The organism is Rhodococcus sp. IEGM 1366, from assembly GCF_033142425.1.
Classification (GTDB): Bacteria; Actinomycetota; Actinomycetes; order Mycobacteriales; family Mycobacteriaceae; genus Rhodococcus_F; species Rhodococcus_F globerula.
The window spans coordinates 481,525-493,509 of the sequence record NZ_JAWLRZ010000001.1 but is presented as its reverse complement, the minus strand read 5'-3'; the positions used below and the strand labels follow the sequence as shown (position 1 = coordinate 493,509).

12 protein-coding genes are annotated in these 11,985 nt (G+C 60.6%); 8 read left to right on the top strand and 4 right to left on the bottom strand.

Features of this window, described 5'->3' with window-relative positions:
* Window positions 1–33: 33 nt before the first annotated feature.
* The 6 genes from R4P64_RS02460 to idi all read left to right on the top strand — a co-directional run bounded on the left by R4P64_RS02460 (window position 34) and on the right by idi (window position 6,481).
* Window positions 34–630 (top strand): TetR/AcrR family transcriptional regulator, encoded by a 597-nt coding sequence (locus tag R4P64_RS02460; protein WP_317819121.1) that lies wholly within the window; start codon window positions 34–36, stop codon window positions 628–630.
* A 425-nt stretch (window positions 631–1,055) separates the two neighbouring features.
* Complete coding sequence (locus R4P64_RS02455) at window positions 1,056–1,958, top strand: carotenoid biosynthesis protein (RefSeq protein ID WP_317544295.1); 903 nt, start codon at window positions 1,056–1,058, stop codon at window positions 1,956–1,958.
* Complete coding sequence (locus R4P64_RS02450) at window positions 1,955–3,163, top strand: glycosyltransferase family 2 protein (protein WP_317819120.1); 1,209 nt, start codon at window positions 1,955–1,957, stop codon at window positions 3,161–3,163. The genes R4P64_RS02455 and R4P64_RS02450 overlap by 4 nt, the downstream gene beginning before the upstream one ends.
* 49 nt (window positions 3,164–3,212) lie before the next feature.
* On the top strand, window positions 3,213–4,832 hold the full coding sequence (gene crtI / locus R4P64_RS02445; protein ID WP_317819118.1) for a phytoene desaturase family protein: 1,620 nt from the start codon (window positions 3,213–3,215) through the stop codon (window positions 4,830–4,832).
* Window positions 4,825–5,853, top strand: a complete 1,029-nt coding sequence (locus R4P64_RS02440; protein WP_045066797.1) for a phytoene/squalene synthase family protein — start codon at window positions 4,825–4,827, stop codon at window positions 5,851–5,853. Before crtI ends, R4P64_RS02440 begins: the two co-directional genes overlap by 8 nt.
* Window positions 5,854–5,878: 25 nt before the next feature.
* Window positions 5,879–6,481, top strand: a complete 603-nt coding sequence (idi, locus tag R4P64_RS02435; protein WP_317819117.1) for an isopentenyl-diphosphate Delta-isomerase — start codon at window positions 5,879–5,881, stop codon at window positions 6,479–6,481.
* Here the strand turns inward: idi and pcaG are convergent, their stop codons facing one another.
* Window positions 6,482–7,144: a protocatechuate 3,4-dioxygenase subunit alpha gene (gene pcaG, locus R4P64_RS02430; RefSeq protein WP_317544288.1), complete on the bottom strand. Its 663-nt coding sequence runs from the start codon at window positions 7,142–7,144 to the stop codon at window positions 6,482–6,484.
* Window positions 7,141–7,869: a protocatechuate 3,4-dioxygenase subunit beta gene (gene pcaH, locus R4P64_RS02425; protein ID WP_033233775.1), complete on the bottom strand. Its 729-nt coding sequence runs from the start codon at window positions 7,867–7,869 to the stop codon at window positions 7,141–7,143. The genes pcaG and pcaH overlap by 4 nt, the downstream gene beginning before the upstream one ends.
* A 120-nt stretch (window positions 7,870–7,989) precedes the next feature.
* Here pcaH and R4P64_RS02420 point away from each other — a divergent pair, with 120 nt between their 5' ends.
* A complete protein-coding gene (locus R4P64_RS02420) occupies window positions 7,990–8,907 on the top strand; it encodes a LysR substrate-binding domain-containing protein (RefSeq protein ID WP_317544284.1) in 918 nt (305 codons plus the stop codon).
* Between the two features lie 27 nt (window positions 8,908–8,934).
* Here the strand turns inward: R4P64_RS02420 and R4P64_RS02415 are convergent, their stop codons facing one another.
* Window positions 8,935–9,840, bottom strand: coding sequence for an IclR family transcriptional regulator (locus tag R4P64_RS02415; RefSeq protein ID WP_317819116.1), 906 nt, complete (start codon window positions 9,838–9,840; stop codon window positions 8,935–8,937).
* 210 nt (window positions 9,841–10,050) lie between these two features.
* Between R4P64_RS02415 and R4P64_RS02410 the strand changes: the two genes are divergently transcribed.
* A complete protein-coding gene (locus R4P64_RS02410) occupies window positions 10,051–10,782 on the top strand; it encodes an IclR family transcriptional regulator (RefSeq protein ID WP_045065771.1) in 732 nt (243 codons plus the stop codon).
* A 53-nt stretch (window positions 10,783–10,835) separates the two neighbouring features.
* Here R4P64_RS02410 and R4P64_RS02405 read toward each other — a convergent pair whose 3' ends face one another.
* The gene (locus R4P64_RS02405) at window positions 10,836–11,978 is read right to left on the bottom strand and encodes a Rieske 2Fe-2S domain-containing protein (RefSeq protein WP_317819113.1); all 1,143 of its coding nucleotides are present in this window, start codon (window positions 11,976–11,978) and stop codon (window positions 10,836–10,838) included.
* Between the last annotated feature and the right edge of the window lie 7 nt (window positions 11,979–11,985).

Sequence of the window (11,985 nt, the reverse complement as noted above, 5' to 3'; positions counted from 1 at the left end):
TTACGAATGCAATCTAAATTCACGCTAAGATAGATGTCAAATGAAATCCAAACGGGAGTGTGGTTGATGGGCCGTGTATCGCAACAGCAAGCGGAAGAGAACCGTCGACGTGTCGTGAAAACCGCCGCCCGCCTGTTCCGAGAGCAGGGCACCCAGCTCAGCGTCGCCGACTTGATGAAAGCGGCCGGGTTGACCCACGGTGGCTTCTACAAGCAGTTTGCCTCGAAGGAAGCGCTCATCGACGAGGCCACCGCCTATGCATTTGCTGAACTGTCGAAGACCTACAAGTCCGAATTCGGCCAGCATGGGGACCAGCGCGTTGCTGCTCAGCAGTCCCTGATCGACACCTATCTCTCCGTCGAGCATCGCGATAACCCCGCTGACGGATGCCCCGCCGCGGCTCTTGCCGTCGACATGGCGCGCGAACCAGAAGATGCCGAGGCTCGTCGGGTTTACACCCAGGGTGTCGGTGCTTTTGCCGAAGGACTCGCCGATGGCGATCAGGATGGCATTGCCCGATTGTGCACCATGGTCGGCGCGATTCTCCTCTCGCGAGCCACTAAGGGATCGACCGTCTCGGATGAGATTCTCACCGCAGCACGCGCTGCGCTGAAACCAACCGACGGGTGATTCGCGGCAAGACGATGGCGTGTCACCCGCGTGCCCGAAAACTTTTTCTCGAGAACTCCCATCCGTGTGCGATCCGGCTACGAATGCCACGCAGACGGTGTGTACCGTCTCCGTGCTCAACTGTGTCGAGACGGTGTTGACAGGAAGGGCAGAGTGTCATGCATGCACTGGTAGAAGCCGATTTTCCGTCAACTCACAGTCCGTTCGTTGAGCTCTCGTGAAGTTCTGGCCGACAATCACAGGAATGTGACCGACATGTCTATTTCTTCTTCTGGTACTCACGGAGGCGAGAATCCGCGCCCAAGCAATCCGGGTGTCGGCTTTCTCCAAATGTTCCTGGATGCGAGCCGTCAACCCAGGTCGCCACACGAAATGGCGGAAGAATCACCGCAGGAACCGCGCGCTTCCGACGACGAAAGACTGTGATGGATGCGGCCACGCCTTCGCCTGCTGCCGAGACGGCCAGGCGAACATCCATCGGAAGCGGATTCGCTGGAAATGCAGGTCGATGGATCGCTCTCGTGTGGGGGCTCGTCGCGTGCGCATTGATCACCCAGATCATCTATCCCTTGGTGAGCGGAGACTCACGTGACGCTGTCACTGTTGCGGTAGTCGCCCTATTGGCTGCCGCATCTATTGTTCATGCGGTGATTGCCCGTGGGCCGGCGTGGACCTCGGTACTGTTCGCGGCCACCGCGGGGTTGGGTCTTGTCGCCGAAATGATCGGCACGGCAACAGGTTTTCCCTTCGGCAGTTACTTCTACGCCACTGATCGGTTGGGGCCTGACATTCTGGGTGTCCCGGCGGTGGTTCCACTTGCGTGGACTGCCGGGTTCTATCCCATTTGGTGCGCTGTGGGTTATGTACTCGAGCGAACCCGCGCGTCACCGAAGTGGCAGTCTCGCCAGCGAATCGTGATTACGGCTGCCGGGATGGTCGGGTGGGATCTCTATCTGGACACTCAGATGGTGACGGACGGCCAGTGGACGTGGACGTCCGGAAATCCGGGTCTTCCCGGCATACCGTCGATTCCGTTCACGAACTATCTGGGCTGGTTTGCCACCGCCCTGATAATGGCAGTTGTGATCGAGTATGTCGGAAAGCGCTTCGATACCCGCAGGAAGTACGGGCCGCGGGTTTCGGATGCCGCGCCCGTGGTGTTGTTCATGTGGACGTGGCTCGGCTCGGCACTTGCCCACGCTGCGCTGCTCGACGGGGACGAATTGAAGTCTTCGGCGATCTACGGCTTCTGTGCGATGGGTGTTGTGGGGATACCCCTGGCCTGGATGTGGACCTGGAAGCCCCGAGAGGACTCGGTGACGGCATGACCGCCGCGAGTCCACGAATCCTGCATCGCCTGACAGCGGCGGGTGCGGCGCTGGCCGGATTGTCTGCGGCGATGTCTATCGGGAATGCGCTGTTCATGCCACGCCTGCGGCGAATGGACATCAGTAAGCCACACGATCGCGTCGTTGTGTGCATTCCCGCCCGCGACGAGGAATCCACCGTGCCCCTGCTGATCGCGGATCTGCGGGCGCAAACATATGCGGGCGAACTTCGGATAATAGTCCTCGATGACGGCTCCGGCGACGGCACACTGGCTGCCGCTCGCCGCGCCGCCGACGGTGATCCGCGGATCACCGTCGTATCCACGTGTGATCCGCCAAGCCCTGGTTGGACGGGAAAGGCCGCAGCGTGTCGGACCCTTGCCGATATCGGTCTCGAAGACCAGCCGGACGTTATCGTTTTTGTCGATGCCGACGTCAGGCTGTCGCCTGGTGCGGTCGCGGCGTCGGTTGCTGCGCTCCGCGGCCGAGAGGCAGCATTGTTGTGCCCGTGGCCCGAACAGAAGTCGGGCAGCGTTGCTGAGCATCTTGTTCAGCCGTTGCTGGCCTTTTCGTGGATGTCGACCCTCTTGGTACCTTTGGCGAACAGGTCGCTGAGACAATCACTTTCGGTGGCGTGTGGTCAATTCCTGATGTTCGATGCCGGCGCCTACCGTGAAATCGGTGGACACGAGTCGGTGGCCTCCAGTGCCACCGAAGATCTGGACATAGCTAGAGCTCTTCGCAGCCACGGCAAACGTACGGTTCTGGTCTCGGGTGCGGGTTTTGTCAGTTGTCGGATGTATCGCGACTGGCCTCAACTTCGGGAGGGCTACACCCGGTGGTTGTGGTCGTCGTTCGGCGGACGAATGGGCACCGCCGTTGCTCTTGCAGGCGTGAGCATCGTATATCTCCTTCCGCCGGCTGCCGCTGTTCTGGGAACGGGAAGCACACGACGCTTGGGGACTGCCGGCTACCTTGCCGCAGTCACGGCTCGGCTGTGCTCTGCGCAGTCGGAATCTGCCGGCAGAGCCAACCTCGCAGATCTGGCGCGGGCCTGCGCCCACCCCATTTCGGCAGCACTTTTTGCGACTCTTGTGCTCGATTCGCGTCGACGCTTCGCCCGAAACGAACTGTCATGGAAGAGTCGGCCGTTGAACGCCCCGACCACCGACGTGGCCACCCGCGCTAGCACGATGAAGAAATGAGAATCCTGATGTCGGCCTCGAACCCAGCGCTTGTAACAGGTGATCGATCATGAGATCAGTGAGCGGGCAAGTCGATTCGGTTGTTGTGGTCGGTGCCGGCCTCGCCGGCCTCTCCGCTGCGCTCCATCTCATCGGAGCGGGCAAGCGTGTCACAGTCCTCGAGCGTGAGGCCGCGATCGGTGGGCGTGTCGGTACCTATCCGGTGGTCGATGACGCGGGTCGTTTCCTGTACGACATCGACAACGGTGCCAGTGTTCTCACCATGCCGAATTTGATCGCCGACGCATTGGCCGCAGTGGGTGAGTCTTTCGATTCCGTCACTCCTGCACTCACTTTGACGAAGCTTTCACCTAGCTATCACACGCGTTACGCAGACGGCAGTTCCATCGACGTGTACTCGGATCCGCTTGCGATGTCGGCAGAGGTCGAAAGGACATGCGGTCCAGGCGAGTCCGACGGATACCGCAAGCTTCGACGGTGGCTGGCGTCGATCTTCGACACCGAGTTCAGTCGGTACATCGACTCGAATTTCGATTCACCACTCGATCTGGTGTCGACGCCATCGGCAGTACGCGACACCGCAACTCTGGCTCGGCTGGGTGGTTTCGGTCGACTCGGGCCGCGGGTCGGATCCTTTGTGAAAGACGAACGACTGCGACGAATCTTTACATTCCAGGCACTGTACGCGGGAATGGCCCCCGCCAAGGCGTTGGGCGTGTACGGCGCCATCGCGCACATGGACACCTCACTCGGGGTCTACTTTCCGGTGGGCGGCATGGCCAAAATCGCGGAGGTGATGGCCGACGCGTTCACGCGACACGGGGGAGCGCTGCACACCGACGCCGACGTGTCCGAGGTAAACATCGAGAACAAGCGCGTCACAAAGGTTTTGACGTCGGATGGTCGGAGTTATTCGTGTGATGCCCTCGTGTTGACTCCGGACTTACCTGTAGTCGATCGGTTACTCGACCAGGCGGGTGCGCCGTCTACGGGTCGGCGACGCGGATATTCCGTCGTATCGCCGTCAGCCGTCGTCTTTCACGGCACGGTTCCGGTGGATGTGACGCAGTCGTGGCCGTCAAGGTCTCATCACACCATCGACTTCGGCGAACAGTGGTCTGAGACCTTTGCTCGGATCACCGCGCGTCGTGGCCGCGGGCAGTTGATGGATGATCCCTCTCTCTTGATCACCCGACCGGCTGTCACTGATCCATCGCTGAATCTCGTCCGTGACGGCGTCAGAAGTGAACCCATCTCGATCTTGGCTCCTTGCCCGAATCTTGCCAGCGCGCCCCTCGATTGGGATCGTCTGGGGGTTCCGTACATGCGTGAAATTCAAGGAGTATTGGAACAACGCGGATATCGCAACCTGACGTCGTCGATGTCCGTCGACCACCTCGACACCCCGCAAACCTGGCTGGACAAGGGAATGCTCGACGGCAGTCCCTTCTCGTCGGCACATGTGTTCCGTCAGACCGGGCCATTCCGCCGCAAGAACCTGGTTCCTGGTCTCGGCAACGTCGTCCTCGCAGGTTCAGGGACCACACCGGGTGTCGGCGTGCCGACGGTTCTCGTTTCGGGAAGGCTTGCCGCAGAGCGGATAACAGGATCGAACAACGCGCAATCGTCGGCTGCTCTCGGTGTCGAAGTCGGTGTCGGTCATGCGTGAACTCGACAAGATCGACCCGAGCCTCCACGACGCGTATCGACTGTGCCGCGACCTGAACGAGCAGCATGGCAAAACATACTTCCTCGCGACCCGGTTGCTACCGGCTGACAAGCGCGCGGGCGTGCACGCTCTCTACGGGTTTGCGCGGATGGTCGACGACATCGTCGACGTGGATTCCGGCGACAGCGAATCAGGTTATGTGCCAGCGCTTTCCTCTGTCACAGTCGATTCGACGGGTACTTCGCCCACCGAAGCCGATCGTAGGGCAAGCGCAAAGCTTGACCTGTTCGAGGCTCGCATCCGAGATGCGCTCGACGGACAGCCGCTGGGGGAGAGTAGATCCGACCTGGTGCTCAGAGCGCTCGTGGATACCACTGCGAGATACAGCATTTCGCACGACTACTACTACGCCTTCCTGCACTCGATGCGAATGGACATACCAGGAACCAAGATGTTTCGCTCGCGGTATCGAACGATGGACGAACTGTCCGAGTACATGTACGGATCCGCCGCTGTCATCGGCCTGCAAATGCTTCCGATCCTGGGCACGGCGACAGATCGCGACAGTGCCGCCGGACCAGCGGTCGCACTGGGTGAAGCTTTTCAGCTGACCAACTTCATCCGAGATATGGGAGAGGATCTCGATCGTGATCGGATCTATCTGCCGACCGAGGAACTGAATGCTTTCGGTGTCGACGAAGGCCTGTTACGGAACTGTCGTGTCACCGGCCGCAGCGACGTCCGACTCGAGCGCGCTCTCGCGCATCTGATCGCACACACCCGTGCGGTGTACCGCACTGCCGAACCGGGGATCGACATGCTCGACCCGGTGGTACGCCCCGCGATGCGCACGGCGTTTGTCCTGTACGGCGACATTTTGCGCGCGGTGGAAGACGGCGGATATCGCGTACTTCACAAGCGGGCACACGTTTCCCAGCGGCGCCGAATGTCGATTGCGGCACCGCGACTGGCTGAAACCGGGTGGATCAGCCTCCGCACGCTGCTGACGCCGGCGCCCTGATCGAACGAAGAGAACGGGATTTCACATGGAATACGTCGTGCTGCTCGACGACGCAGGTCGATCCATCGGGATCGAACCGAAAGCGAGCGTCCATACCACTACAACTCCACTGCACCTTGCTTTCTCGGCGTACGTCTTCGATCGGAGCGGCAACCTCCTGATTACGAGGCGTGCACTGGACAAGGCAACGTGGCCAGGTGTCTGGACCAACAGTTGCTGCGGACATCCCTCTCCGGGCGAATCGCTCGAAGAAGCCGTCCGACGTCGGCTGAACCAAGAACTTGGGATAGGTGTCGATGATGTCAGCCTTGCGCTCCCGTTCTTCCGATACCGCGCAGTGATGGACACCGGCATCGTCGAAAACGAGATCTGCCCCGTCTTTCGGGTGATCTACGACGGCCCACAACCGGTTCCCGATCCGACGGAAGTGGAAAGCGCGGAATGGGTTGACTGGCAAAAGTTTTCGGACGCTGTTCTCGGTGGCGATCGCGACGTCTCGCCATGGTGTCGTGAACAGGTGCAACAGCTTCGACAGCTTGATCCGGATCCGGACCGGTGGCCCACAGCGCCCGCAACGGCATTGCCGCCCGCCGCGCGGGAAAATCAGGACCGGCGCCTACTGTACTAGTCAAATATCGAAGAATACTGTCTCTGCTCCACCGTCCGGGGTGTCTTGTAGTCGTATGTCGAAGGTGTAGACGGTCTTTCCGTTTTCGCTGCGTCGATTAGCTATCAGAGTGCTTCGGCGGTTGTGGAGCTCGATCCCCGAGAGGATCGGGTCTGCTTCGTTGAGTTCGGTTTCGTCGTCGAAGTACAGGCGGGTATGCAGTCCGATGTTGATGCCTCTGGCGAAGATGACGAAGCAGATGTGTGGGGCTTGGACACGGTCGCCATTGTGCTCGACCGGTCCGGGTTTGATCGTCTGGAACTCGAAGACTCCGGATTCGAAATCTGCGCCCGTGCGGCCCCATCCGGCAAAGCTCGGATCGACACTTTTGTCTTGTGGGTCGAGGTGATGCGAGTATTTGCCGGCCGCGTTAGCTTGCCAGATTTCGAGCAAGGCGTCGCGGACTGGGGATCCGCTGCCGTCGATGACACGGCCCTCGATCGTGATCCGTTCTCCAACTGTGTCATTGGAGACAAGATTGTTGTCGAAGTTCTTCTCGAAAATCTCGAATCCCGCCTGCTGTGGCGCAAGTCCGATGTGTACGTACGGGCCGCCCGTCTGCGACGGGGTTTCGGGAAATCGTGTCGCAAGAGATTGTGCGGCAAACTGATGGGCGACGTTCATCGTGATGCTCCTGGAATCGTGTTCTCGAAAAAGGTGGCTCGTCGTCCGCGGAGGGTGACATCGAAGCGGTAGGTTCGAGCGTCGAAAGGCACGTCGTTTGACGGATCTTCATGCGCAATGAGGCTGCGTACCTGATCGATTGACGGAATGGTTGCGGCAATCGGGCAGCGCTCGATCAAGGGGTCGCCCTCGAAATAGAGTTGCGTGATCAGCCGCTGCGCCCAACCGTCCGCGCTGAGTGACATATGAATATGTGCAGGACGCCAGGCGTTGGCGCTGTTGGCCCACGGGTACGGTCCAGGCTTGATAGTGCGGAAGACGTAGTAGCCGTTGTGATCGGTGAGCATCCGACCGCAACCGCCGAAGTTCGGATCGATCGGCGCGAGATACTGGTCGTTCTTGTGTCGATAGCGTCCGCCCGCGTTGGCCTGCCACACTTCCACGAGCGCGCCGGAGACCGGGTTTCCGAATTCGTCACGTACATAGCCGTGCACGATCAGCCTTTCGCCGATCGGCAAGCCGGCTTTGGCGAAGTTGAGGATCAGGTCGTTGTCTTTCGCCCCCAGGTCTTTTCCGTTGAACACGGGCCCGGTGATTTCGGACAGCGTGTTGCGGGGAGATAGCAAAGCCTGACGAGGCGAGCGCAGGATGCTCGTCTTGTAACCCGGCGTCAGTGCGGGAGGGTGCAGTCTGACGTCGCGCTCAACAAATTCGCCGATTGTCACGGTGGTCTCCTGTCGAAGGGATGTTCGCCCACCATATTTTCGATACTCAGTCATGTAAATTGACGATTTCTCGCCCTTTTCATAACCTATGCTGATGGAAATGTTTGGTGGTCTGGGCACATGGCCGGCGTAGCGAGTAGCCGAATTCAGCTTCGGCACCTGACCTGCTTTGTCGCCGTCGCGCAGGAGCGCAATCTCGGTCGGGCGGCACAGCGACTCCACCTGACGCAACCGGCGGTCACCAAGACGCTCAACGAACTCGAGCAGATGGCCGGGATGCGTCTCGTGGAGAGGGGCCGTCATGGTGCCCGTCTCACTCCGGCCGGCGAGTACTTTCTCGGCCACGCATCTGCGGCCGTCGACGCCATGACGTCGGCGGCACGGGCGTTGGTCGCCCCCGGCGTACCCAGTGTGCCGGTCCGCGTAGGTGCGCTTCCCACAGTCGCGAGTGTTCTACTACCGAAGGCGATTTCACAGCTGCACGAAACGTATCCGGAGTTGGGGGTACATGTTGTCACTGGAGTCAACGACGCACTCCTGGAGGGGATTCGCGCGGGCGACCTTGATTTGGTGGTGGGCAGAATGACGGATCCCGATGTCTTGCAGGGAATCGACTTCGAACTGCTCTACACCGAATCGCTGGCACTTGTCGTTCGCCCCGAACATCCTTTGACGGCGTTTGTGGAACCGGTGCCGATGCCGCGGGTACTCGAATTTCCATTGGTGGTGGCGACAACAGGGACGGTTCCGCGCCGGCACACCGAAGTGTTTCTGCGCCGACATGGGCTCACGTTGCCGAGCGGTTGTGTTGAAACACTTGATGTATCGGTTGCGCGTACTCTCGCCCGCCGCAGTGACTCGGTGTGGTTCACACCCGAGCGTGTGCCGCAGACCGACCTCGACGACGGAACGCTTGTGCGCTTGCCGCAGTCGGCCCCTGGTACAGCCGAGCCCGTCGGACTGTTCCGGCGGACGAGTGAGGCTGCTGCGGGCGTCGAGACTTTGGCTGGGATTCTCAGGCGGTTGGCTGCTGTGTGAAATCTTCCAAGCACAAATCCGATGGCTTCAGATCCAGTGCTCGGACGACGCCATGAGGCGATCCATCGTTGCTGCGGAGAAAGTGCTCGTGGGAACCGGTGGAGGTTTGCGGCCACGACGTGGAGCGACCAGTTCGGGGTACAGGGAGCGCGACACCTCACGAGCTGCGTCGAGCACCAATGGCGCTACCCGCTCGAGCTGAGCGGTCTGCGTATCGCTGCACAACGAGATGCTGCCGATCGGCCCTTCGTGCCCGCGAATAGCCGACGCGACGCACGCGACACCCGGTGTTGATTCGCCGCACTCGAAGGCCAAGCCTCGACGCTGCCGAATACGGCTCAGCTCTTGATGCAGAACTGCGATGTCCGTGATGGTGCTGTCGGTGCAGCGCGGGAGCGTCGCACCGAACAGGGTGTCCACCTGTTCGGGAGCGATGCACGCCAGCATCGCTTTGCCGCCTGCCGTCGAATGTGCAAGGGCGCGACCGCCGACGCGCGACGGTAGCGTCGTAGCAAAGCGTCCACCTACCTTGTCGAGGTAGACATTTTCGCAGTCGTCGAGAACTGACAGATGCACGACCATTCCCGTTTTCAGGTGTAGGTCGTGCAGCAGCGGTGCTGCGGCTGCACGCAGCTGGCCGTGGTCGCCGATGCCGCCGTCAAGTCCGAGTGCGCGCCGGCCGAGGCGGTAACCAATCGGCGCGTGAGCGACCCAGTCGAGCTTGACGAGCTGCTCGAGAATGCGGTGGACGGTCGATCGCGGCAACCGGGCGCGTCGCGCGGTTTCTTCGAGACTGAGGTGGGTTGCCCGTCCATCGAAGGCATCGAGAATGAGTGTCATCCGCTCGACCATCGACGGCGGTAAGTCTGTGGTGGACCGACCGCCGGCCGGTGGGGCAGAGGACTTCTTGTCGTTCATGTCGACAACGGCCATGGACGCCTTCCTTTCCGGGGTTTCCCGAGTGTCGCTTCAGTTGCCGTTGGCATCTGGCGTGTCCGTCAGGTGGTGACCCCTGTCACTTGCACTGTATAGTCCGATTGTACATTGATCAAGCGATCAAACAACCTGCATATGGCCCTTAAAGCCGAAGGGGTCATTCATGCAGCGTGCCTGCCGTACGCTGCCGACCCACGGAGATGCCCCATGCCCTGTGATGAAAATTCCCCGGTAGCGGTACTCGATCGCGCCTCGATATTGCTCGAGGCTTTCGATGAGGACGAGCGACTGACTTTGTCGGACTTGTCGAGACGGACGGGGCTTCCCGCGTCGTCGACCCACCGCATGCTCGGACAACTCGTACGTCTGACATGGCTTCAACGTGAGGGTCACACGTACCGGTTGGGTCGTAAGATATTCGAACTCGGTTCGCTTGCGTTGCATCATGATCGGCTTCACAGCGTGGCGCAGCCCGTCCTCTATCAACTGCACGCGACTACGGGTCTCGTGGTTCACCTCGCAGTCCCCGTCGGCGCCGACGTTCTCTATCTCGACAAAGTCGGTGGCTCCTTCGCCGTTCGGTTGCCCACCCGCGCCGGCGGGCGCCTTCCCGCGGCATCGACGGCAATAGGCAAAACCTTGATGGCAGAGCTTGATCCGACCGCGGCGCTGACGCCGCCGCGTTCCACGCCGAACACGATAGTGGACCCAGTTCGACTGCGAAGGGAGTATGCCGACATTCGTAACCGCGGAATTGCCCACGATCGGAACGAGACGGTGCTCGGAGTATCGTGTGTCGGTGCCGCTATCATCAAGGGCCGCAGTCCGATTGGCGCGATCTCGGTAACCGGCCCTACCGGTACGTTCGATCCGATGGCTGCCTCAGTCCCTGTCCGCCTCGCGGTAGCAACGATCCGAAATCGACTGTCCGGAAACTGATGTTGCCGCGCTCTGCTGGGGCAGGGCGCGGCAACTGTGAGCTCACGCGAATTTTACGTATCCGCGTCGACGCGTGCGAGATTTTCCTGCACCTCGGTGGACCAGTTCTCCAGAGCGCGAGTGGTGTCCACCTCGTACTCGTAGCGTGCGGTCATTTCGTCTGTGACGTTCTCGACGTCTACATAGAACTGCTGGTACCAGCGGCGAAGTTGGTAGACGGGCCCGTCCTCTTCGGTGAGGAGCGGATTTTCGATACGGCTCTTGTGTTTCCAGATCTCGATATCCTGGAGGAACTGCGTCTCGAGCCCCTCGGTGAACATCTGAGCGGTGGCTTCGGCCTGCTCGTCCGAGTTGCCCGGCGTGCGTTCGACACATGTGCCGTACTGCAGGACAAACGAATTGTCGGTGACAGGGTAGTGGCAGTTGATGACCTTTGCCTCCACCGTGGTGTCCCCGGAAATCGTCCACACCGTATCGAGCATGAAAGACGGACCGTAGTAGGCGGCTTCCGACACGGTCTCGGCATCTGGAAGGTCCATCTGTACACCGGTTTTGATGTCGTCCCGGCCTACCGAGCGCATGTGCTGTGCGGCGACCTGGCCTTCGAACACATTCTTGAAATAGCCCGGCATCTGGAAGTGAACGTAGAAGAAGTGAGCCATGTCGACAACGTTGTCGACGATCTCACGGCAGTGCGAGCCCTCCACGTGGAAGGTGCGCCACGACCACTCGCTCCACCGATCAGTACCCCACCCCTCGATCTCCGGAATCGTCACGTCCTCCGGCGGCTTGTTGCCTTCTGGGTCATGCCACGTAAAGAGCATTCCGTTGCGTTCGAGCACATTCCACGATCGTGTGCGGGCTAGCGGAGGGACGCGCCGCGCGTAAGGAATGCCAGTGCAGCGCCCGTTCCCGCCCCACCGCCAATCGTGGAACGGGCAGGCGATGGAGTCGCCCTTGATCTGCCCCATCGCGAGGTTGCCGCCCATGTGTCGGCAGTATGCGTCAAGGATGTGCAACTCGTTCTCGGAGTCTGCGAACACTACCAAGTCGGTACCGAAAGCCTTGATCTGGTGCGGCTTTCCGTCACGAAACGTCTCGGCCAGGCCGAGGCAGTGCCAGCCTCGCGCAAATCGAGTCGGGTTCTTGCCTGCCTCGATGACCCTGACCTCGGGTTCGGCGATGATGTCGGTCATGAATCCT